The organism is Photobacterium sanguinicancri (assembly GCF_024346675.1).
Taxonomy (GTDB): domain Bacteria; phylum Pseudomonadota; class Gammaproteobacteria; order Enterobacterales; family Vibrionaceae; genus Photobacterium; species Photobacterium sanguinicancri.
In genome coordinates this window covers 428154-451174 of sequence record NZ_AP024850.1, presented here as the reverse complement: position 1 = coordinate 451174, position 23021 = coordinate 428154, and the positions used below count along the sequence as shown (strand labels likewise).

The 23021-nt window shown below is 45.0% G+C and carries 16 protein-coding genes; 7 read left to right on the top strand and 9 right to left on the bottom strand.

Features of this window, described 5'->3' with window-relative positions; all coding sequences use genetic code 11:
• Positions 1 to 226: 226 nt before the first annotated feature.
• On the top strand, positions 227 to 835 hold the full coding sequence (locus OCU87_RS02135) for a TetR/AcrR family transcriptional regulator (RefSeq protein WP_062689699.1): 609 nt from the start codon (positions 227 to 229) through the stop codon (positions 833 to 835).
• Positions 836 to 947: 112 nt separating this feature from the next.
• Here OCU87_RS02135 and OCU87_RS02130 read toward each other — a convergent pair whose 3' ends face one another.
• From OCU87_RS02130 to OCU87_RS02105, 6 genes are all read right to left on the bottom strand, one after another.
• A complete protein-coding gene (locus tag OCU87_RS02130) occupies positions 948 to 1985 on the bottom strand; it encodes an ABC transporter ATP-binding protein (RefSeq protein WP_062689698.1) in 1038 nt (345 codons plus the stop codon).
• Positions 1985 to 3613, bottom strand: a complete 1629-nt coding sequence (locus OCU87_RS02125; protein ID WP_261857754.1) for an ABC transporter permease — start codon at positions 3611 to 3613, stop codon at positions 1985 to 1987. The genes OCU87_RS02130 and OCU87_RS02125 overlap by 1 nt, the downstream gene beginning before the upstream one ends.
• Before the next feature lie 161 nt (positions 3614 to 3774).
• Complete coding sequence (locus tag OCU87_RS02120) at positions 3775 to 4788, bottom strand: Fe(3+) ABC transporter substrate-binding protein (RefSeq protein ID WP_261857753.1); 1014 nt, start codon at positions 4786 to 4788, stop codon at positions 3775 to 3777.
• 173 nt (positions 4789 to 4961) lie between these two features.
• Positions 4962 to 6191: an ammonium transporter gene (locus tag OCU87_RS02115; RefSeq protein ID WP_062689694.1), complete on the bottom strand. Its 1230-nt coding sequence runs from the start codon at positions 6189 to 6191 to the stop codon at positions 4962 to 4964.
• Positions 6192 to 6226: 35 nt separating this feature from the next.
• Positions 6227 to 6565, bottom strand: coding sequence for a P-II family nitrogen regulator (locus OCU87_RS02110; protein ID WP_062689692.1), 339 nt, complete (start codon positions 6563 to 6565; stop codon positions 6227 to 6229).
• Positions 6566 to 6753: 188 nt separating this feature from the next.
• Positions 6754 to 7122 carry a YacL family protein gene (locus tag OCU87_RS02105; RefSeq protein ID WP_062689690.1) on the bottom strand — a complete coding sequence of 123 codons (369 nt, stop codon included), beginning with the start codon at positions 7120 to 7122 and terminating at the stop codon, positions 6754 to 6756.
• Positions 7123 to 7230: 108 nt separating this feature from the next.
• Between OCU87_RS02105 and OCU87_RS02100 the strand changes: the two genes are divergently transcribed.
• The 3 genes from OCU87_RS02100 (at position 7231) to OCU87_RS02090 (ending at position 10972) form a co-directional block, all read left to right on the top strand.
• Positions 7231 to 8373: a sugar diacid recognition domain-containing protein gene (locus tag OCU87_RS02100; RefSeq protein ID WP_261857752.1), complete on the top strand. Its 1143-nt coding sequence runs from the start codon at positions 7231 to 7233 to the stop codon at positions 8371 to 8373.
• A gap of 177 nt (positions 8374 to 8550) precedes the next feature.
• Positions 8551 to 9816, top strand: a complete 1266-nt coding sequence (locus OCU87_RS02095; RefSeq protein WP_062689689.1) for a GntP family permease — start codon at positions 8551 to 8553, stop codon at positions 9814 to 9816.
• Between the two features lie 13 nt (positions 9817 to 9829).
• Positions 9830 to 10972 (top strand): glycerate kinase, encoded by a 1143-nt coding sequence (locus OCU87_RS02090; protein ID WP_261857751.1) that lies wholly within the window; start codon positions 9830 to 9832, stop codon positions 10970 to 10972.
• A 138-nt stretch (positions 10973 to 11110) separates the two neighbouring features.
• Here OCU87_RS02090 and acnB read toward each other — a convergent pair whose 3' ends face one another.
• Both acnB and OCU87_RS02080 read right to left on the bottom strand, forming a co-directional pair.
• The gene (gene acnB, locus OCU87_RS02085; RefSeq protein ID WP_261857750.1) at positions 11111 to 13708 is read right to left on the bottom strand and encodes a bifunctional aconitate hydratase 2/2-methylisocitrate dehydratase; all 2598 of its coding nucleotides are present in this window, start codon (positions 13706 to 13708) and stop codon (positions 11111 to 11113) included.
• Between the two features lie 221 nt (positions 13709 to 13929).
• Entirely contained in the window at positions 13930 to 16242 is a 2313-nt protein-coding gene (locus OCU87_RS02080; RefSeq protein WP_261857749.1) for a patatin-like phospholipase family protein, read from the bottom strand.
• A 51-nt stretch (positions 16243 to 16293) separates the two neighbouring features.
• Between OCU87_RS02080 and OCU87_RS02075 the strand changes: the two genes are divergently transcribed.
• The 3 genes from OCU87_RS02075 to aphA all read left to right on the top strand — a co-directional run bounded on the left by OCU87_RS02075 (position 16294) and on the right by aphA (position 21315).
• On the top strand, positions 16294 to 18210 hold the full coding sequence (locus tag OCU87_RS02075) for a methyl-accepting chemotaxis protein (protein WP_261857748.1): 1917 nt from the start codon (positions 16294 to 16296) through the stop codon (positions 18208 to 18210).
• A 214-nt stretch (positions 18211 to 18424) separates the two neighbouring features.
• Positions 18425 to 20356 carry a methyl-accepting chemotaxis protein gene (locus OCU87_RS02070; RefSeq protein ID WP_261857747.1) on the top strand — a complete coding sequence of 644 codons (1932 nt, stop codon included), beginning with the start codon at positions 18425 to 18427 and terminating at the stop codon, positions 20354 to 20356.
• A gap of 245 nt (positions 20357 to 20601) precedes the next feature.
• Positions 20602 to 21315 (top strand): acid phosphatase AphA, encoded by a 714-nt coding sequence (aphA, locus tag OCU87_RS02065; RefSeq protein WP_062689683.1) that lies wholly within the window; start codon positions 20602 to 20604, stop codon positions 21313 to 21315.
• A gap of 125 nt (positions 21316 to 21440) precedes the next feature.
• On the opposite strand, the gene lpdA is transcribed toward aphA, so the two are convergent.
• Entirely contained in the window at positions 21441 to 22868 is a 1428-nt protein-coding gene (lpdA, locus tag OCU87_RS02060) for a dihydrolipoyl dehydrogenase (RefSeq protein ID WP_094956336.1), read from the bottom strand.
• Positions 22869 to 23021: the final 153 nt, after the last annotated feature.

The following is a 23021-nucleotide window of genomic DNA, read 5'->3' as shown; positions in this document are numbered from 1 at the left end:
TTTCTCTCCATCAGTACGACTGCAAGCTAAGCCGCCTGTAGGTAACCATCACAAAGGAATGCATTGTACCACTCCTTCGACGCAAACGTTATTTTATCAATAGTGTCAATTATACGACACACTTAGGCTAAAACTCGTTTGAACCCCTTAAGTTGCTCCTGTACAGTTATTGAACAAAAGAAATAAATAATCTTTATAAATACTTAGGCTAGGGATTTAAGCGAATATGGATACCATCACTAAAAAAACGCGTACACGTTTATCACCAGAAAAGCGCAAACAACAACTTCTTGACTATGCGCTAGACGTTTTCGCTCGACGTGGTATTGGCCGTGCGGGTCATGCCGATATCGCAGAAATGGCCAATGTTTCTGTCGCGACTGTTTTCAATTACTTTCCAACTCGTGAAGCACTGGTTGAAGAAGTCCTGTCGCAAGTCGAAAATCATTTTAACCTGCTGCTAAACCAGTGTCTCGGTGAGCCAGATAAAACCTTGTCTGCACGTTTAACCTGTATCAGTCATAACTTAATCGATGCTGTGATCGACCAAAAAGATTGGATCAAAGTATGGTTTGAGTGGAGTACTTCCGTACGTGACGACATCTGGCCACATTTCATTACCGGTAATAAAAACAGCCTGAAACAAATCACTGAAATGTTTGCTGAAGCCATTGAGAGTGGTGAAATCACCGCAGATCGCGATCCTAAACAGCTTGGTGGCCTGCTTCATGGCATTTGTTACGTACTTTACCTTCATACCAACCTGCACCCAGATCAGGCGCAGATGCGTGAGCAAGCTGAGCAATATCTCGCTAATATTTACCACAAAGCATAAGCTGCTTAGTGACTTAGCTAAAATGCAAAAAGCCGATACTTAATCGTATCGGCTTTTCTTTACCGCATTATTGGCGCATCAACAGCCTGCGCAATATGATTCGCTGATCTCGCTATGCCGTCGCGGCAAACAAGACGGGCTCATGAGGCTCAACTCTTAACGATACCTTCTCACCCACTTGCAGTAATAAATTAGAATTCACCACCAAGCGATGACCTTGCAGATCAACGGTGTAGCGACAGCTGTCACCCATGAATTGCTGCTCGATGATCACACACTCTCCACTCTCATCAGGTTTAACCTTCAGGTTTTGCGGACGCAGTAACCATTCAACATTACTTTCATTGCAATAAGGGTGGCTGGCGGCTAAGGCAACTTCACCTAATGGCGTTGCCAGATGATCTTGTTGCACCTTGGCCGGTAAATATGAGCTGCTACCCAAGAATTCAGCGACAAAACGGCTACTTGGACGGTAATACAGCTCAGTCGATGTACCAAATTGCTCAATAACACCGTTGTTCATCACTGCCATACGATCTGCAAATGCAAAAGCTTCTTCTCGACTATGGGTAACAAAGATCGCAGTTACACCCTGCTTTTTGAAAATACGGCGAATGTCCTTGATCAGCCCATGGCGAACTTGGGTATCAATATTCGAAAACGGTTCATCCAATAAAATTAAATCCGGCTCACAGGCCAAAGCACGTGCAATTGCCACACGCTGTTGCTGACCACCCGATAACTGATGAGGGTAACGAGCATCAAGTCCAGTAAGGTGTACCAGCTCCAGCATGTCGTTGATTTTATTAACAACGCGGGTTTTATCCCAATCACGTAAACCAAAGGCTATATTTTCGGCTACCGTCAGGTGGGGAAATAAGGCGTAATCTTGGAAGATCATACCGATATTGCGCTTTTCTGGCGGTAGCCAAGTGGTCGTATCCGCTACGGTTCTACCTTGGATATGCATAGTGCCAGAGTCTAATGGTAATAGACCTGCAATGGCTTTAAGCAAGGTTGTTTTACCACAGCCACTCGCACCTAATAGACAAACAATCTCGTTCTGCTCTACCGGTAGAGAAAGGTTCTTCAATACCGCTTGGCCGTTATAACGGCATGTCAGGTCTTGGACAGATAATGCATAACTCATCAGTGCTTTTGCTCCAAAGAACGGTTAACCATCACCAGAGGGATCAAGCCAACAACAACCAATAAAATTGCAGGTAAAGCGGCTAATTCAAGCTGCTCATCAGAAGCAAAGTTAAATACATAAGTTGCTAAGGTTTCAAAATTAAACGGGCGTAATAGCAAGGCAGCGTTCAGTTCTTTCATTGACTCAATGAACACCAGCAAACCTGCAATCAAACAACCACGACGGATCAACGGCAAGTGTACTCGGCGCAACATCGCGGTAGACGCAAACCCCATGGTTTTCGATGCCATGTCCAACGACGGTGGGATCTTCGATAGACTACTTTCAATACTGCCGATTGCCACAGCGGCAAATCGCACCACAAAAGCAAATATAATCGCCACCATAGTGCCAGAGAAAATTAACCCCGGACGACCAAGCCCCCAATCACGCGCGAAATCATTCACCAAATGATCCGCAGACGTTAGCGGGATCATCACTCCAATAGCTAAAACTGTCCCTGGAACCGCATAGCCCAATGACGATAATCGCATTGGAATCGCCGTCTTTGAGCGACCGTCTAAGCGACAATAAAAGTTCACAACTAGTGCTAAACCCACCGCGATCACTGCAGCAACAATGGAAACAAACAAACTATTGATGCTGTATTGCTGAAACTCTGTGGTCCAACTTTCTGCAAAATAATGGAATGCATAATAGCCAAGTTGAAGGATCGGGAAGATAAACGCTAAGCTGACCAAGCCCCAACACCAGATCACAGCAAACCACTTTTTAGCACCGCTTAAGGTATAACGAACATCATCACCATGCTCAAATTGCTGCTGAAATAACTTTTGTTTTCGACGACTAAAGCGCTCCGCACTGATCAATAAAAAGATCACCACCAGCATAATGGCTGAAATCTTAGCTGCCGCATTCAAGTTGGAATACCCCAGCCAAGTGTCATACACCGCCGTGGTTAAGGTATTCACCGCAAAATAACTCACGGTGCCAAAGTCACCCAAGGTTTCCATCGCGACCAACGACATACCGACCGCTATAGAAGGACGCGCTAACGGCAGTGAAATACGACGAAAGCTTTCCCATGGCGAACAACGTAATAGCCGAGCTGACTGCAATAAGCTGACACTTTGCTCCATAAAAGCAGCACGCGCTAGTAAGTAGATATAAGGGTAAAGCACAAGGGCAAGCACTAAGCAGGCGCCGCCTAAGCTGCGAATATCAGGAAACCAATAATCATGAACAGACTGCCAGCCAAAGGTATCACGGAGGAAAATTTGAATAGGGCCCGCGTAGTCAAACCAGTCGGTATAGATATAACCAACAATATAACCGGGCATGGCTAATGGCAGCACGAGCGACCACTGCAGTACTTTTTCGCCTGGTATACGGCACATTGCCATGATCCAAGCCGAAGGAAGACCAAACAACAAAGCAAGCAATAGCGTACCTACCACCAACCAGAAAGTATTGGCCGTATAAGTACCCATTACGGTATTCATCAGGTGAGCGAACACGTCATCGCTTTCACCCATAGCGGTCACGAAGATCGCCAAAATAGGCAAAACCAGCAGCAGGGAAAGCCCCCAACTACTGGTTCGCCAGAATATATATTTATCTTTCATTGCCAACTACTTAGCACATCTCAATCAGACAGTTTAATTAACTCACTTGGTTTAACGTATGATCCCTCATTCGTCTATGTAGCACGCTACCATAGCTGATTAGAAATAAACTTGGCGCAAAACAAAAAACGGGGCCTTACGCCCCATTTATTGAATTGCAATTACAGATCAAACTTCACTTCATCCAGAAGTTTAATCGCTGCATTGTGGTATTCGGCCACTTTCTCTAATGAAAGTGTATCCGCATCGAAGTCACCCCACGATGCCACTAGCTCAGAGCGCTTAACGCCCTCTTTTACTGGGTATTCATAGTTTACTTCTGCGTACATTTGCTGCGCCTTGTCATCCGTTAAGAATTCCATCAGCTTCTGGGCGCTTTCTTTGTTTGGTGCATACTTAGCCATTGCCATGCCACTCACGTTTACGTGGGTGCCACTCGCTTTTTGACCAGGGAAGTTGATGTATACCGCTTCAGCCCACGACTTTTGCTTTTCGTCGTTAACCATTTTACCTAAGTAGTAGCTGTTACCAATCGCGATATCACATAAGCCTTCTTTAACGGCTTTAACTTGTGCTCGGTCATTACCTTGTGGCTTACGCGCAAGGTTTGCTTTTAAGCCTTCGAGCCACTCTTTTGCTTCAACTTCACCGTGATGAGCAATCATCGAAGACACTAAAGAAACGTTGTATGGGTGCTTACCAGAACGGGTACAAATTTTGCCTTTCCACTCAGGATCTGCAAGATTTGCATAATCGAAATCAGCCGGTAAACGACCAACACGATCGCGTGATGAATACACATTACGAGCGCGCAGGGTTAAAGCAAACCACTCATCATCGTTATCACGGTATTGAGCAGGTACGTTACTTTCAATTACTTTGCTATCAACAGGTTGAACAAGATCTTTATTTACCAATTCAACAAGACGGCTAATATCTGTTGTTAAGATTACGTCTGCAGGGCTGTATTCACCTTCTTGCTGCAGCTTTTCTGATAAGCCTTTCTTTGCAAACTTAACGTTTACTTTAATGCCTGTATCTTTAGTAAATTCGTTGAACATAGGCTCAACGAGGAAAGGTTGACGGTAAGAGTATACGTTTACTTCTTCAGCAGCAGTTGCTACCTGAGGTGCTGCCAAAGCACAGAAAATTGCCGAAGCTAACAGCTTTTTCATCTATTCATCCCTTTAACGCAAAGTAAAATGATAACAGTTATCAATGCGATTAATTATACTGCAACACTTAAGTAACACAACTCAGCAGAAACAATTAAACACAAAAAAAGCACCGCCAAGTTGGCAGTGCTTTTAAAAGGTGTGAACTGAATATATGTTATTAGTTTCTTAACTTACTTCACGCTAACAAACTCAGGGTATGCATCAACACCACAGTCATGAGTATCCATCCCTTCAAGCTCTTCTTCTTCGGTCACACGAATCCCCATGGTCGCTTTTAGCACAGCCCATACCGCTAAGCTCGCACCAAAGACCCAGCCAAAAATAACAACGGCGCCTAGTAGCTGAGCACCAAACGAGGCATCGGCATTACTAAATGGCACAACCATCAGACCAAAGAAACCACAAACACCGTGGACTGAAATAGCACCAACTGGATCATCAATCTTCACTTTATCTAAACCGATAATACTAAAGACAACCAATGCACCAGCCGCAACACCAATCGCTACCGCTGCAAGCGGTGATGGTGACAATGGATCTGCAGTAATCGCAACCAAGCCCGCTAATGCACCATTCAACACCATAGTTAAATCCGCTTTACCCCACGTTGTTTTACACACTGCTAGTGCTGCAATGGCACCTGCTGCGGCGGCGGCATTGGTATTTAAGAAGATTTGCCCCACTGCTGTTGCGTTTTCAAAATCAGAAACCATCAGTTGTGAGCCGCCATTAAAGCCAAACCAACCAAACCACAGAATAAAAGTCCCTAATGTTGCCAACGGCATGTTTGAACCCGGAATCGGATAAATTTCACCATTTTTACCGTATTTACCTTTACGAGCTCCCAGCAAAATCACTCCAGCTAAGGCCGCTGATGCGCCAGCCATATGCACAATACCTGAGCCTGCGAAGTCACTAAAACCGGCTTCTGATAAGAAACCACCACCCCATGTCCAGTATCCTTCCATTGGATAAATAAAGGCCGTCAAAATGATTGAGAAAATGAGGAACGACCATAATTTCATACGCTCTGCTACTGCACCAGAAACAACTGACATCGCTGTTGCAACAAACACAACTTGGAAGAAGAAGTCGGATTCTAATGAGTGATCAGCTCCTTCTGCTTGGCTACCAATCAGCATCCCGATAGAAGGAAGCCAGCCTCCTTCACCGTTGTCGACATACATAATGTTGTAACCAACAACCAAGTAAGTCGTACAGGCGATGGCATATAAACAAATATTTTTGGTTAAAATTTCAGTGGTATTTTTAGAGCGCACCAAACCCGCTTCTAACATGGCAAATCCTGCTGCCATCCACATGACTAATGCCCCTGACATTAGAAAGAAAAAAGTATCGAGCGCATAACGCAACTCAGTTACTGTGGTTGATAATTCCATGGTTTATATCCCCTAATCACCGTTAACCTAACTATTTAAAGCGCTTCAGTGTCTGTTTCACCGGTACGAATACGCACCGCATGATTTAAGTCGTATACGAAAATTTTACCGTCACCGATTTTTCCGGTTTGCGCAGCATTCGCTATCGCCTCAACAATCGCATCTAAGTTTTCAGCCTGTGTGGCAATTTCAAGCTTAACCTTGGGTAAAAAATCCACTTGATACTCTGCCCCCCGGTATAATTCGGTGTGACCTTTCTGGCGCCCAAAACCTTTCACCTCAGAAACCGTCATCCCCTCAACACCTACATCGGCTAGCGCTTCACGGACATCGTCAAGTTTAAATGGCTTGATAATCGCATTAATTAGTTTCATTGCTTACTCCTTAAACATTGAATGCTGCTGCGTACAACGTTAGATAAACAATCAACGTGCCAACTTTTTTTACAGTTAACTTTCAATCACTTAATAAATCATCAGCCACAGACACAAAAAAAGCCGCACCAAAAAGGTGCGGCTTTTTCACTAAAACTATGCAGGTATCTCGATCTTACCTTAGTTGATCAAAAACGGGTCACAAACGCTCGCCATGCCTCTAATACCAGCGTGAAATCTTCAAATCCGCATAACGACATACTTTCCTCATCGTATAAGTGAAGATCTTCTTCGTATTCGTCATCATCTTCTGAAAACAAAAAGTTAGCCTGAATCAACGCTTCATGATCTTGCAGACTCAACGTTAGCTCATCGCCAATCAACCGCCATTCTTGGGTACTATTTTTCAATGCACCAATTTGCGCCAATACCGAATCCATTTTGGTAAAGTCTTTACCTACTTCTTCAATTAACCAGCGGCCAAGGGCTTCATGACCCATAGAAAATACCGCATGATAGCTACCATCTAAGGTATTTTTTTTAAATTCGTAATCCATAGCTATCCTCATTCTGAACCATGCGTACAATGTGGCTTCTGTATCGCCAATCAACGCCACTATTAGATTGGTACTGTCGTGAGCACATTTTCAGGAAATCAGACAAGAATGCAACTCAATGCCACCATTGCTCGTCAAATTGTTGAGCGCACCATGAAGATTATTCATTACTCAGTGAATGTCATGGACGAACAAGGCCGCATTATTGGTTCTGGCGATCCATCTCGCATCAATCAGCGTCATGAAGGGGCGATTCTGGCGATCAACGATAACCGTGTTGTCGAAATCAATCAGGCCACCGCTAACCAACTTAAAGGCGTAAAACCGGGGATCAACCTGCCTATCTTATTCCATGATAGGGTCATTGGCGTTATCGGCATCTCAGCGATACCTGAAGAGGTGAGAAATTACGGTGAGTTAGTCAAAATGACCGCTGAGCTTATTGTTGAACAAGCTGCGCTCATGGCACAAATTCAATGGGATAAACGCCATCGTGAAGAGTTAGTGTTACAGTTGATCAATGGCAGTAAACTCAATGAAAGCCAGCTAACTGCCATGGCTGAGCGTCTTAATTTGGACTTATCCCAACCGCGTATTGCCGCCATCGTTAAAGTCTTCCCTTCCAAAGGCCAGCAACTGTCGCTTGAACATTTACAAAGAGTTGTTCATTTATTAGAGCATCCTGAACGCGATAACCTGGTTGGCATTGTATCTGTGTCACTCAATGAGGTCGTGGTACTCAAACCCATCACTATCGATGGTGATGATTGGTCGAAAGAAGCCGAACTCCAGCGAGCCAAGAAATTAATGAGACGGGTCGCACAAGACAACAGCTTTACCATCAAAATTGCACTAGGCGGCTACTTCCCCTCTCTGCAGGGGTTGGCAAAATCTTACCTTACCGCACAAGCAACACTCGATGCCGATATTGCTGATAATAATATCTTGTTTTACCAAGACTACATGCTGCCGGTGTTGCTCTCTGGATTGAAAAAAGATCCTTGGCGACACGAACAATTGTGCGCTCCGTTGCAAAAATTAAATAACTGTGACCCACGTGGTGTACTGCTAAAAACCTTGAAGACATTTTTTATCCAAAATTGTGATTTAGCTCAAACCTGCCAACAACTCCATATTCATCGTAATACGCTCAGATACCGAATGGAAAAAATAGAACAATTAACTTCATTAAATATCAATAAGATACAAGACAAAACCCACCTTTACCTTGCAGTGCTAAACAACTGCTAAAAAACCGTATTTTGTGCAACTGCACAAGATACGAGGTTTTTACTGCTAGATAATTTGGTCACCTGCCCAAAGCTAATTACGATCAGACTGATTAGAGTAGCCGCCTACAAACCTCCCCCTATTTATTAAAATTTGCGATGGGCATGCACCCAATCGCCTCTGTACGGACGCATCGTTATGGTAGAAGTATCCACCCTTGGCGCACTCTCGGCACTGATTGTCGCGATCACACTCATTTTACGTAAAGTTCCACCAGCCTATGGCATGATCATTGGTGCTCTTGTTGGTGGTATCGTCGGTGGTGTTTCCCTTACCGACACCGTTGGATTAATGATTGGTGGTGCTCAAGGCATCGTGACTGCTGTACTGCGTATTTTGGCAGCGGGTGTGCTAGCGGGTGTGCTGATTGAGTCTGGCGCAGCTACCTCTATCGCTGAAACCATCGTTAAAAAAGTCGGTGAAACCCGTGCGCTACTGGCATTGGCAGTCGCCACAATGATCCTAACCGCTGTTGGGGTATTCGTAGATGTTGCCGTTATTACCGTCGCCCCTATTGCACTGGCGATTGCCCGTCGTGCTGATTTATCAAAAATGGCGATTCTGCTGGCGATGGTCGGTGGTGGTAAAGCGGGTAACGTCATGTCACCTAACCCCAATGCCATTGCAGCTGCTGATGCTTTCAATGTGCCCCTAACATCTGTAATGGCTGCAGGTGTTATTCCTGGCCTGTGCGGCATGATCTTCGCTTACTTCATCGCGAAAAAACTGGTCAATAAAGGCAGCAAGGTACAAGAGCATGAAGTGGTCGCTGTTGACCATAGCCGCCTTCCTAAATTCGGTGCAGCAATTGTGGCACCACTGGTTGCGATTGCGCTACTGGCACTGCGTCCATTAGCTGGCATTAATGTTGACCCACTGATCGCCCTACCTCTTGGTGGCCTTATCGGTGCGGTTGTAATGGGTCGCCTTCGCGATACCAACCACTTTGCCGTTTCGGGCTTAAACCGCATGGCACCTGTTGCTGTCATGTTACTCGGTACTGGTACTCTGGCAGGCATCATTGCGAACTCGGGCTTAAAATCGGGTTTAATCGATGTCTTAACAGCGTCTGGTCTACCTTCTTACTTACTAGCACCTATCTCTGGTGCCATGATGTCACTCGCGACAGCCTCTACTACTGCAGGCACTGCTGTGGCTGCCAGTGTCTTTAGTCACACTATTTTAGAACTTGGTGTACCCGCACTTGCAGGGGCTGCAATGATCCATGCAGGTGCAACCGTTATGGACCACATGCCACATGGTAGTTTCTTCCATGCGACAGGCGGTGCAGTACACATGGATATTAAAGAACGTTTAAAACTGATTCCTTATGAATCAGCAGTGGGCTTGATGATAGCTGTTGTTTCAACACTCATCTTTGGTGTATTTGGTTTCTTCGTTTAAAGGCTTATAGATTATGAAAATTGTTATCGCACCCGACTCATACAAAGAAAGCCTATCGGCAATGGAAGTAGCAATCGCTGTTGAAGCAGGCTTCCGTCAAGTGTTACCTAACGCTGAGTACCATAAACTGCCAATGGCTGACGGTGGTGAAGGCACAGTGCAATCACTGGTTGATGCAACCCAAGGTTCAATTATTGAGTGTCGAGTAACTGGGCCTTTAGGCGAACAGGTCAATGCGTTTTACGGCCTAATGGGCGATGGCAAAACAGCAATAATCGAAATGGCAGCAGCATCAGGTTTGCACCTTGTACCCAATGATCAACGCAACCCATTGCAAACAACCACTTACGGTACCGGTGAATTAATCATCGCGGCATTAGATCAAGGGGTTGAGCATATCATCGTGGGAATTGGTGGCAGCGCTACCAATGATGGCGGTATTGGTATGGCCCAAGCTCTGGGGGTTCAGCTACTGGATGCTTCTGGTAAAGAGATTGGCTATGGTGGCGGTGCTCTAGCACGCCTTGCGACCATCAAGATGGATAATGTTGATCCGCGTTTAGCCAACATTCATCTTGAAGTGGCTTGTGATGTGGATAACCCGCTGTGTGGTCCTAAAGGTGCATCGCATATCTTTGGCCCGCAAAAAGGGGCAACCCCATCAATGGTTGAGCAATTAGATGCCAACCTTGCTCACTATGCAGAGCTCATCAAAACACAGCTGGGTAATGAAGTAAAAGATACCGCGGGAGCAGGCGCTGCAGGTGGCCTTGGCGCAGCGTTAATTGGTTTATTCTCTGCAAGCCTTCGCCCTGGCATTGAAATTGTGATGGATGCGGTTGATCTAAAAGCACAACTCGCCGGTGCCGATTTAGTGATTACAGGTGAAGGGCGCATCGATAGCCAAACTATTCATGGCAAGACACCGATTGGTGTTGCACGTTGCGCGAAAGCCTTTGGTATTCCAGTAGTTGGGATTGCGGGCTGCCTATCTAACGATTGTCATGTGGTACATGAACACGGTATTGACGCCGTATTTAGCGTTGTACCTCGTTCTGTTTCACTAGAAGAGGCTTTACGCGATGCTGCTGTCAACGTGGAACTAACATCAGCGAATGTGGCACGCGTATTAAAACTAGGGCTACTGAACAAATAATTGAAGCAAATTGTATAACGTAAAAAAATAAACCAACACTGACGTGTAAAAGAGAGACAGAGAAGACAAAGATCTTCCAATGTAAAAAAGCCCTCAGTATGAGGGCTTTGCTTTATCTAGTAACGCTTAACTGGCTAACTACACCGCCGTCTGCACGATAACGTCATCGGCTTTCTTGGTGTAATGATCCATACGATGGAAGTTAAGGTAGCGGTATGTATCGGCTGCTGTCGCATCGATTTGCTTCGCGTACGCTAAGTATTCTTCCATGGTTGGTATACGGCCAATAATCGCCCCTACCGCCGCCAGTTCAGCTGATGACAAGTAAACATTCGCCCCAGTACCTAAACGGTTAGGGAAGTTACGCGTCGATGTTGAGATAACAGTCGCTTTGTCAGCAACACGCGCTTGGTTACCCATACACAATGAACAACCAGGGGTTTCAATACGCACCCCTGCACGACCAAAGATACCGTAGTAACCTTCTTCGGTAAGCTGATCTTTATCCATCTTGGTTGGCGGAGCAATCCACAAACGCGTATCTAGTTGACCACCAAACTTCTCAAGTAACTTACCGGCTGCACGGAAGTGACCAATGTTAGTCATACACGAACCAATGAAGACTTCATCAATTTCGGTACCTTGCACATCAGACAGTAGACGCGCATCATCAGGATCGTTTGGCGCACAAAGGATCGGTTGAGTGATCTCGGCTAAATCGATTTCAATGACATGTGCGTACTCTGCATCTCTATCGGCTTCCATCAGCTCAGGGTTTGCAATCCAAGCTTCCATTGCTGAAACTCGACGCTCGATAGTACGGCGATCACCATAACCTTCGGCGATCATCCACTTAAGCATGACAACGTTAGAACTTAAGTATTCCGTGATCGATTCAGGTGACAACTTAACAGTACAACCCGCAGCACTTCGCTCTGCTGAGGCGTCAGACAATTCGAAAGCTTGCTCAACAGTTAAGTGCTCAACACCTTCAATTTCTAATACGCGACCAGAGAATTCATTGATCTTGCCGGCTTTCTCTACCGTTAATAGACCTTTCTGGATCGCATAATAAGGAATGGCATGAACCAGATCGCGCAGAGTGATCCCTTCTTGCATCTCACCTTTAAATCGCACCAAGATGGACTCTGGCATATCCAACGGCATAACACCCGTTGCAGCAGCAAATGCCACTAAACCAGACCCAGCAGGGAACGAAATACCTAATGGGAAACGTGTATGCGAGTCACCGCCAGTACCGACAGTATCAGGCAATAACATACGGTTAAGCCATGAGTGGATAACGCCATCACCCGGACGTAGCGATACCCCACCACGATTCATAATAAAATCAGGCAAAGTGTGGTGAGTATTCACATCTATCGGTTTCGGGTATGCCGATGTATGGCAGAAAGATTGCATTGTCAGCTCAGCAGAGAAGCCTAGACAGGCCAAATCTTTCAGTTCATCACGCGTCATAGGGCCAGTGGTATCCTGCGATCCCACCGTGGTCATTTTTGGTTCACAGTAAGTGCCAGGGCGAATGCCTTCAACACCACATGCTTTACCCACCATTTTTTGAGCAAGGCTATAGCCTTTGCCTGTATCAGCCACAGCGACAGGGCGGCGGAAAACGTCAGACGATGGTAGGCCCAGCGCTTGGCGAGCACGATCCGTTAAGCCGCGACCAATGATCAATGGGATTCGACCACCAGCACGGACTTCATCAACCAAGACATCAGTTTTCAGAGTAAACGTAGAAATAATTTCTTCGCTACCATGTAAACGAACTTCACCTTTGAATGGGTAAACATCAATGACATCACCCATGTTCAGTGCAGTAACATCAACTTCAATAGGCAGTGCACCTGCATCTTCCATGGTATTGAAGAAGATAGGGGCAATTTTGCCACCGAGTACATAGCCACCGGCACGTTTGTTTGGCACATTCGGGATATCATCACCCATGAACCAAAGTACCGAGTTAGTGGCTGATTTACGCGATGATCCTGTTCCTACAACATCACCAACGTAAACCAGTTGGTGACCTTTTTGTTGGAGTGCTTCAATTTGCTTGATCGGGCCAATTGCGCCGTGCTGATCAGGTTCAATTCCTTCGCGCTCATTTTTAAGCATCGCAAGGGCGTGAAGTGGAATATCTGGACGAGACCACGCATCTGGAGCTGGAGAAAGATCATCAGTGTTGGTTTCACCCGTCACTTTAAAGACGGTCAATGTGATTTTTTCTGCCAATTCTGGCTTAGATAAAAACCACTCAGCATCGGCCCAAGACTGAAGAACTTGCTGTGCGATAACGTTACCCGCTTTTGCCTTTTCTTCCACATCGTAAAATGCATCGAACATCAGCAAGGTATGCGAGAGCGCTTTAGCGGCTATGGGTGCGAGTGCTGCATCATCAAGCAATGCAATCAGGGGTTCAATATTATAACCACCTTGCATTGTGCCAAGCAGCTCAGCGGCTTTTTCAGCAGAAACAATAGGTGACGATGCTTCGCCTTGCGTTAAAGCAGCCAAAAAGCCCGCTTTTACATATGCAGCTTCATCTACACCAGGGGGAATACGGTTTTCAAGTAGATCTAACAGAAAAGCTTCTTCGCTCGCTGGTGGGCTTTTTAGTAACTCAACCAGAGCGGCAACTTGTTCAGCATCGAGAGGCTTAGGAACAACTCCTTCTGCAGCACGTTCTTCGACGTGTTTACGGTAGGCTTCAAGCACGACATATTCCTCTTATTTCGGTTCAACCTTTGCGGTTAAACATCCTTGGAAGTGATTGGCCCCCCTGTCAGAACATCGCATATTGATAAATCTTATCAGATTCAAATGCATCAAGAAGAGGCCAAAACCGTTTATTTACCATACCACTGTTAACGTAAATTTAAAATCAACCAATCTTTTACAACATTCACACTTCTATATATTAATAACAACGCATAACTTTAGAAGGAACCGCCAAATTGCACATAAAATGAAGAGTAATTACGCTCTGTTTTACCATAAGCGAAAATTAACGGCCCTGCAGGCGTACTAATTCCCGTAAAAATACTGCCAGCAAAATAGGTCGGTATTTCCGATAACGATAATTTCGTGCTGTTGTACACACCACCCCATTCTGCCGAGCCACCGATGTAGACCGGCGATTTAAATAAACCAAAGTCATTATCCATAATGCGATAACGATAGATGGCCGCTGTAAATATTTTGTTCTTTGCCGCAATAATGTCTTTCGGTGCCCCTGATAAATTCAAAAAGCCCCCTAATTCTTTAGGGTCTAAAGGGAATTGCGAGTCAGAGTCAATTCTTCCATATTCACCTTTGCCCACAAAAGTATGGCGATCAATGGTATAAGCACCTTTCCAGACTAAATCAATACTGGTCGATACATCTTTAGAAGATCCGTTACCATCAAATTCCAAATCATCACGAGACACGGCGAGTTCTAACATTAGCAAGTTACCCTGTGTTGGCATCGCGATATCATCAAGAGTGTCATAATTAAATCGTGTATAGCCCTGTAAGCTTTGGCGCTTTTGTCGGCCTGATTCTGGGAAGTTTACAAATTCTGTTGTACCTGAAATATAACGATAACCTAAGTTCAACTCCTGCCATAATTGCGGTTGCCAGCCAACCGATGCATCTAAGGTCAACCTGTTATAGTTTACGGGATCAATAAAGCGCTCATCAGGTAACTCAGGACTAATAAAGCTCAGTGGCACATTACGGCGCTCTACACTGTACTCTGCACCCAATAAGCCAAACCACTCTTGCTCATCGACGAAAGGGAGATACAGCTCGGTACTCGCTCGCTTATCTGAGCCAAATTCAAGCTCCGTTCGCCACTCAGCACCCGATTCACTCAGCCCAGTGACATTGAACCCAATCCCTAATGAATACTTGGTGACGTTATCAAAATCATCTTCGAGGGCAAATCGTAAATCGATATAGTTAGGGCCCCAGCTTTTTTCCCGTACATCGACTTGCACAACATTCTGTCCCCCTTCTTGGATCAGGTGATAATCAATACGCTCAAACCGATCCAGCGCATAGAGGCTACTGATACCTGCTTCCAACTGTTCGGTATTAAGCTCTTGCCCTTCTTGCAAATTAAGGCGATTAAGAAGCACTTGATCGGAATAGTAGCTGTCATTAACGAGTTCAATTCTATCGACATGCACATCATCCACTCGTTCTAACTGACGGCGAAGACGTTGTTTTTTATCAATATACGTTTGAAAATCCCGGCTATTACCTAAAGATGCCAATTGTGGTGCTAACGCCATTGTTGCGTCATAACCATGCTGACTAGCCTCTGGCATTTTAGTGACATCTGTCGTTGAAATCCCGAGGACATCGGGCTTAATCAGCACATCGCTGTCAGTCAATAAACTCAACTGATGCTCAGTGTTTTTTCGAATCATAAAGTCAGTTAGCTGATCCATTACTGCAAAATAACTCTTTAATTCATCTCGCCCTTTAAAGTCGTTACTAATATCCACCACAATAACAATGTCAGCTCCCATGGCTTTCACCACAGAAACAGGCAAGTTATTGGTGATACCACCATCAACCAATAACTGCTCACCTAACTCTAATGGTGGCAAAATCGCAGGGATCGACATACTCGCCTGCATCGCCCTGGCTAAATCGCCACTTTTCAGTTCAACCGATGTTAAATTTTCAATATCCGTCGCCATCGCTCGAAAAGGGATAGGCAGTAAATCGAAGCTTTCTTTAGCGGCAATATTTCCCGATGTTTCACGCAGAATCTTCGCCATATTTTGGCCTTGAACAAAGCCTTTCGGCACCTTCAGCTGCCAAAAATCAAACCCAACATCAGTGCCAATTTGAAAGCGGTCTTCTTTTTGCTTATCGCGCACTCGTCGATCGCTTCGCTCGACTCGGTCTTTGTAGCCATTGTTCCAGTCAATTGTCTCAAGGAAAGATTCAATTTCATTCGCGCTCATCCCTGTCGCATATAGCCCACCGACATAGGCTCCCATGCTGGTACCGGCAATATAATCAACAGGAATATGCATCTCTTCAAGCGCGCGCAAAACACCGATATGAGCAGCACCTTTAGCCCCACCACCACCAAGAACAACACCTATTTTTGGACGTTCTTGCGCCAATGCAGTGGCGGAATGAATAAAACTGCAAAATAACGCAAATAAAACTAAAGAAATTCGCTTTAGCGGCAGATAACAACTGGGCTGTAGAGCCTGAATAGCTGCGGGGAAAAGTCTCGTTATCATCTTCGTGTTCTACTCTTCTACTAATTCCTATAAAAGAAACAGCTAAGCCTTATGAAATTCAATAGTTTAACCATAAAACAAAAGCTAATCTTTGCGATGGTACTCGCCGTGCTGGCTTCTACTGCCTTAGTGGGGTTTATTAGTCAAAATCAAGCTCGCACTGTTGTTGAAAACCGATTACTCAACTCCGAGTTACCAGCAACTTTAATGCAAATTCGTAATGCCATTGATAAAGAAGTCTCGCAGCTTCAATCGGCGGCTGAGCAAATAGCAACAAATCGCTTTATTCTTGAGTTTTATAATTCAGACCAAAGCAATGCTCAAGAACAAAATTTAATTCAGTTGCTCAATGATACCAAAAATCAGTATCAACTTTTCGATGCATCTGTAGCCAATCGCTCTACAGGCGATTACTGGAACCAAGATGGCTTTTTACGCCGCTTGAATCACCAGCAAGATGGCTGGTTCTATGGCTTTACATCTGGCAACCAGGCTCGCATGCTCAATGTCTTCCGTGAAGAGAATGGTGATGTCAAACTATTCATTAATTACCAGCAACTGAATGGTAAAGGGATGGCAGGCCTGTCTAAGTCACTTGATGACATGGTTAGCCTTATCAACCGTTTCCAGCTAGAGCAAACAGGTTTTGTATACCTTGCTGATGCACAAGGTCAGGTTCGCCTACATAAAGATACCAGCAAAATGGGTAAAACCAGTTTAGACCAGCTCTATGGTGCCAATGTATCGCGCAAAATCCTAAACCAACACGATATTAATATCACTGAAACCGAGATTAATGGCACTGCTACTTTAGTCGCAACAAGCTACATTCCATCAATGGATTGGTATGTGGTTGCTGAGCTGCCAAAACATGAAGCTTTCTCGGAGTTAGATAAAGCTACAACACAAATCATGCTTTGGACATTAGGCATCGCTGCTTTGTTCATTTTTGTTGCTATCGTTTTAGCAAGTTCAGTGACTCGCCCTATCGCCAACCTTGCCGCTGTATTTAAAGATCTTGGTGAGGGTGAAGGTGATTTACGTCGCCGTATCGACATTGAAGGTAAAGACGAGATCGCGCAGCTATCTGCTGGCTTTAACAGTTTCATCAGCAAAATCCATAATTCGGTGCGTGAAGTAGCAGAAACGGGTAATTCATTGCGCAGTGCCGCTGAAGCTGTTGCTTCACAAGCTCAACTAACACTAGATAATAGCCACAGCCAACGCGACCGAACCATTCAAGTTGTTACCGCTATTAACGAAATGGGCGCTACGGTAAATGAAATTGCAGGTAATGCTGCACAAGCCGCAGATGCAGCTCAGAATGCTGAAAGCGAAACACAAAATGGTCAAGACGTCGTTGGTCAAGCCCGCAACAGCATTAACCAATTGTCAAATGATGTCGCACAAGTAAGTGATGTTATTGGTTCTCTGGCTAACAATACTCAAGCGATTGGCAGCATCCTAGATACCATTCGTGGCATTTCAGAGCAGACCAACTTGCTAGCACTTAATGCTGCGATTGAAGCGGCTCGTGCAGGTGAGCAAGGTCGTGGCTTTGCCGTTGTTGCCGATGAAGTACGCAGTCTAGCAAGCCGTACGTCTGATTCGACCAACGAAATTCAAACAATGATCAATCGACTACAAGAAGAAGCAAGCAACGCTGTAAATGCCATGCAGCAAAGCCGTCAGCTAACGTCAGACGGTGTATCAGCCGCAGACGAAGCATCTGGTGCGCTCGTCTCTATTGCTGAACGTATTACACTGATTTCAGATATGAACACCCAAGTTGCTACCGCAACTGAAGAACAATCAACTGTGGTTAACGACATTAACTGCAACATTGAAGAAATAAATGAAACAACCCAACGTACAGCAGATACCGCAGCTGAACTGGCAGATTCAAGCCAAGAACTACGTGCACTATCTCAGCGCTTAGATTCTATGGTTGGAACCTTTAAATTGTAAGCGATAACGCGGTAACACAATACGTAAAGGGAAAGCTTCGGCTTTCCCTTTTTAGCCTCTGGCAAACCAAAAAAGCAATAAATTGCAACTAGACCAGTTCTATTAATTAACTCAGCAGAATATAACTCAGTCACGCAGGAAGCATCTCGTTCAACAAGGGTAAACGTCGGTACATGATGTATGGCAATTGCTCACTATCCTAATAACATACCAAATGAATATTAAGCAGTTAACCATCAAGCAAAAGTTAGCGTTTAGCTTTATTTTTGCCATTTTAATCTCTACCTCATTAGTGGGTTTTGTTAGCCAACGCCAAGCACATCATGTGATTGAACAGCGATTGCTTAAATCCGAGCTTCCTGCAACCTTGATGCAATTTAATCGCAGCATAGATAAAGAAATTTCGATCTTATTAGCGGCAGCAGAACAGCTTGGTAATAGCCGTCTACTCACTGAAAAAATCCAACCTAACCCTATCGCAAACCAAGATCTGAGCGTTAATCAGGACACAGTGATTCTCGATGAGCTCAAAGCCGTTAAGCAGCAATACCAATTGATTGATGCCTCTATCGCTAACCGCCATACCGGTACTTACTGGATGGATAGCTTCACTGAGTCTCGTCAACACCGTGAAAATGGTTGGTTTACTAAGCTGGTTGCGAGTGGTCAGGAAAAATCATTAAGTGTGTACCGTGAAGACAGTGGTGAAGTAAAACTGTTCCTCAACTACCAGCGCCCACACGGACGTAGCCTTGCGGGTTTATCAAAATCGATGAACGGCATGGTGAGCTTCATCAACCAATTTACCCTTGAGCAAACAGGATTTATCTACCTTGTTGATAATCAAGGTACGTTCCGCCTACATAAAAACACCCAAAAATTAGGCAAAGCCACACTTCAATCTGAATATTCTGCCAGCGCGAGTCAGCAGCTCCTCAATAAAACTGATTTTAACTTTGCGACTGTCGACCGCGACGGAAAAGAAATTCTTATCGCCACCAGCTACATTCCCTCAATGGATTGGTTTGTGGTTGCTGAAGTACCACACCAAGAGATTTTCTCCGAACTCGATAAAGCCACCCAGCAGATCATGATATGGACATTAGTGATCGCAGCACTGTTTGCCCTTGTCGCACTTTGGCTGGCTAACTCAATTACTCGACCAATATCTAACCTTGCAGCCACCTTTAAAGACTTAGGAGAAGGTGAAGGCGATTTACGCCATCGAATTGACGTTGAAGGTAAAGACGAGATTGCTCAACTATCACAAGGCTTTAATGGCTTTATCAGTAAGATTCACCTTTCCGTACGCGAAGTCGCAGAAACAGGTAACGCATTGCGTAGTGCAGCAGAAGCTGTCGCTTCACAAGCACAACTGACACTCGACAATAGCCACAGCCAGCGTGACCGCACTATCCAAGTGGTGACTGCCATTAATCAAATGGGAGCAACCGTCAACGAAATTGCAGGCAATGCCGCGCAAGCTGCGGATGCCGCCCAAAATGCCGAAAGTGAAACTCAGAACGGTCAAACAGTGGTGGGTCAGGCACGTAATACCATCAATCAACTGTCGAATGATGTCGCTAATGTCAGTGATGTTATTGGCTCATTAGCCAATAACACCCAAGCAATTGGTAGTATTCTCGACACAATTCGGGGCATTTCAGAGCAAACCAATTTATTAGCACTGAATGCTGCAATTGAAGCGGCGCGTGCAGGTGAACAAGGCCGTGGTTTTGCCGTGGTTGCCGATGAAGTGCGTAACTTAGCCAGCCGTACTTCAGATTCAACCAATGAAATTCAGTCGATGATTAATCGCTTACAAGAGGAAGCAAGTAATGCGGTTGGCGCGATGCAACAAAGCCGTCAGCTAACGTCTGATGGCGTCTCTTCTGCTGATGAGGCATCGGCAGCACTCGTGTCCATTGCTGATCGTATTTCACTGATTTCAGATATGAATACCCAAGTTGCTACCGCAACCGAGGAACAATCAACTGTGGTTAATGACATCAATTGCAACATTGAAGAGATCAACGACACCACCCAACGTACCGCAGAAACAGCGGCGCTACTGGCCGATTCCAGCCAAGAGCTACGTGCTCTATCACAACGCCTAGACAGCATGGTGGGCACCTTCAAGCTGTAGCATTAGCCTGAATACGACAATGCAAATAACAGGAGAGCTTCGGCTCTCCTTTTTATCGTCTTGATTAATGGACAACAACTCATTACGAATCACACCTTTGTCGGTAACAAAGACTGTCAATAGACGAAAACGGTAAAATAACATTATGCTACGCAGTTAGTATTTTGTGACTCTCGCTAGATTTTAATGTGTCACAGAGGGGTAGTTTTACATCTCAATTTGATCAATAACTAAAAAACAAAACAATGAAACTCACTACAATTGCCGTCTCTTCCCTACTCGCCTGTGCTTTCGCATCAGGTTCAGCGTTTGCCGACCCTAAATTACCGGGTACCGAAGCAGGCTTTAGCTCAGTTCAAATCATGCAGCAGGGTGAACCTGCACAGCTTCATTGGGTATCAGTTGAAGATATCGCCAAAAGCCTTGAAGGCAAGCCGCCTATGGCCGTCGGCTTTGATATTGATGATACTGTTCTTTTTAGCTCACCAGGCTTTTACCGTGGTCAGCAACAATTCTCGCCGAATGGTTACAGCTACCTAAAATCTCAGCAATTTTGGGACAAAATGAACTGTGAATGGGAAAAATTCAGTCTACCTAAAGAAGTGGGCCAGAAGCTGATCACCATGCACCAAAAACGCGGTGATAGCATTTTCTTCATCACTGGCCGTACAGGCTCTAAGTGTGAAATTTCAACTCAATACCTAAAAGATACATTTGGCATTGAGAAAATGAATAAGGTGATCTTTGCAGGTTCAAGCAAAACCGAATACACCAAGACCAAGTACATTAAAGCCAACAACATTAAGATGTACTACGGCGATTCAGACGGTGATGTGATTTCAGCACGTAATGCAGGCGCTGAAGGGATCCGTATCATGCGTAACTCGGCTTCTAGCTACAAACCAGTACCGCAAAACGGCATCTATGGTGAGAAGATCGTTAAAGACTCACAGTACTAATATCTATCTAAGTAACTGAATATTTTTGCTAGTTAAAGCATATTTAGGACTAAGCATCAGATACAAAAAAAGCGCCCTCTTCATTAAAGGGGCGCTTTTTTCTTATTCAATAAACAGCGAGGTAATTACTTACGCTTTACTGCTTTTGCATTTGGAAGGTCAGTGATTGAGCCTTCAAATACTTCAGCCGCTAGACCGATTGATTCGTGTAGCGTTGGGTGCGCGTGGATTGTTAGTGCGATATCTTCTGCATCACAACCCATCTCGATCGCTAGACCGATTTCACCTAGTAGCTCACCACCGTTAGTACCAACGATAGCACCACCGATAACACGGTGCGTGTCTTTGTCGAAGATCATCTTCGTCATACCGTCAGCACAATCAGATGCGATTGCACGACCAGAAGCAGCCCAAGGGAAAGTCGCCACTTCGTAGTTTAGACCTTCAGCTTTCGCTTCTTTCTCAGTCTTACCAACCCACGCAACTTCTGGCTCAGTGTAGGCAATTGAAGGAATTACTTTAGGATCGAAGTAGTGCTTCTTACCAGAAATAACTTCAGCCGCTACGTGACCTTCATGCACACCTTTGTGAGCAAGCATTGGTTGACCAACGATATCACCGATAGCATGAATGTGCGGTACGTTAGTACGCATTTGCTTATCAACGTTGATGAAGCCACGCTCGTCAACTTCAAGGCCCGCTTTTTCAGCGTCAAGAAGTTTACCGTTTGGCACACGACCGATAGCAACAAGAACTGCATCGTAACGTACAGGCTCAGCAGGTGCTTTTTTGCCTTCCATTGAAACGTAGATACCATCTTCTTTCGCTTCAACAGCGGTTACTTTAGTCTCTAGCATCAGGTTGAATTTCTTCTTGATGCGTTTAGTGAAGACTTTGATGATGTCTTTATCTGCAGCAGGGATCACTTGATCAAACATTTCAACAACGTCGATCTGAGAACCCAGCGAGTGGTAAACCGTACCCATTTCTAGGCCGATGATACCGCCACCCATAACAAGTAGCTTCTCTGGTACTTCTTTCAGTTCAAGCGCGTCAGTTGAATCCCAGATACGTGGGTCTTCATGCGGAATAAACGGAAGCTCGATAGGACGAGAACCAGCAGCGATGATTGCGTTGTCGAAGTTTACAGTCGTTTGACCTTCTGCGCCTTCCACAACAATCGTATTAGGACCAGTAAATTTACCGTAACCGTTAACGATGTTAACTTTACGCATCTTAGCCATACCGCCAAGACCGCCAGTTAGCTGGGTAATTACTTTGTCTTTCCAAAGGCGGATTTTGTTGATATCAGTCTGAGGCTCACCGAAAACAACACCGTGTTCAGCCATTGCTTTAGCTTCTTCGATAACTTTTGCTACGTGAAGTAGAGCTTTAGATGGGATACAACCCACGTTCAGACATACACCACCTAGGGTGTTGAATTTTTCGATTAGGACTGTGTCCAGACCTAAATCTGCGCAGCGAAACGCAGCAGAGTAACCAGCAGGGCCTGAACCCAATACCACTACTTGAGCTTTAATTTCTTTACTCATCATGACCTCGTTGTAAGTCTTATATCCCTAACAGGCGATGTTCTTTTATGTTCTACTTTTACTTTCAGTTAGCCAACAAGTTTACAGAGGTGTTAACAAACTGAAAAGTAAATTGCCATAGCCTGTGAGCTGCACAACAATTCCATGCCTGTC

What these genes read in the sequence shown, in the direction of transcription:
- OCU87_RS02135 (WP_062689699.1), top strand. Translation starts at nt 227, where the DNA reads ATGGATACCATCACTAAAAAAACGCGTACACGTTTATCACCAGAAAAG.
- OCU87_RS02130 (WP_062689698.1), bottom strand. Translation starts at nt 1,985, where the DNA reads ATGAGTTATGCATTATCTGTCCAAGACCTGACATGCCGTTATAACGGC.
- OCU87_RS02125 (WP_261857754.1), bottom strand. Translation starts at nt 3,613, where the DNA reads ATGAAAGATAAATATATATTCTGGCGAACCAGTAGTTGGGGGCTTTCC.
- OCU87_RS02120 (WP_261857753.1), bottom strand. Translation starts at nt 4,788, where the DNA reads ATGAAAAAGCTGTTAGCTTCGGCAATTTTCTGTGCTTTGGCAGCACCT.
- OCU87_RS02115 (WP_062689694.1), bottom strand. Translation starts at nt 6,191, where the DNA reads ATGGAATTATCAACCACAGTAACTGAGTTGCGTTATGCGCTCGATACT.
- OCU87_RS02110 (WP_062689692.1), bottom strand. Translation starts at nt 6,565, where the DNA reads ATGAAACTAATTAATGCGATTATCAAGCCATTTAAACTTGACGATGTC.
- OCU87_RS02105 (WP_062689690.1), bottom strand. Translation starts at nt 7,122, where the DNA reads ATGGATTACGAATTTAAAAAAAATACCTTAGATGGTAGCTATCATGCG.
- OCU87_RS02100 (WP_261857752.1), top strand. Translation starts at nt 7,231, where the DNA reads ATGCAACTCAATGCCACCATTGCTCGTCAAATTGTTGAGCGCACCATG.
- OCU87_RS02095 (WP_062689689.1), top strand. Translation starts at nt 8,551, where the DNA reads ATGGTAGAAGTATCCACCCTTGGCGCACTCTCGGCACTGATTGTCGCG.
- OCU87_RS02090 (WP_261857751.1), top strand. Translation starts at nt 9,830, where the DNA reads ATGAAAATTGTTATCGCACCCGACTCATACAAAGAAAGCCTATCGGCA.
- OCU87_RS02080 (WP_261857749.1), bottom strand. Translation starts at nt 16,242, where the DNA reads ATGATAACGAGACTTTTCCCCGCAGCTATTCAGGCTCTACAGCCCAGT.
- OCU87_RS02075 (WP_261857748.1), top strand. Translation starts at nt 16,294, where the DNA reads ATGAAATTCAATAGTTTAACCATAAAACAAAAGCTAATCTTTGCGATG.
- OCU87_RS02070 (WP_261857747.1), top strand. Translation starts at nt 18,425, where the DNA reads ATGAATATTAAGCAGTTAACCATCAAGCAAAAGTTAGCGTTTAGCTTT.
- aphA (WP_062689683.1), top strand. Translation starts at nt 20,602, where the DNA reads ATGAAACTCACTACAATTGCCGTCTCTTCCCTACTCGCCTGTGCTTTC.
- lpdA (WP_094956336.1), bottom strand. Translation starts at nt 22,868, where the DNA reads ATGAGTAAAGAAATTAAAGCTCAAGTAGTGGTATTGGGTTCAGGCCCT.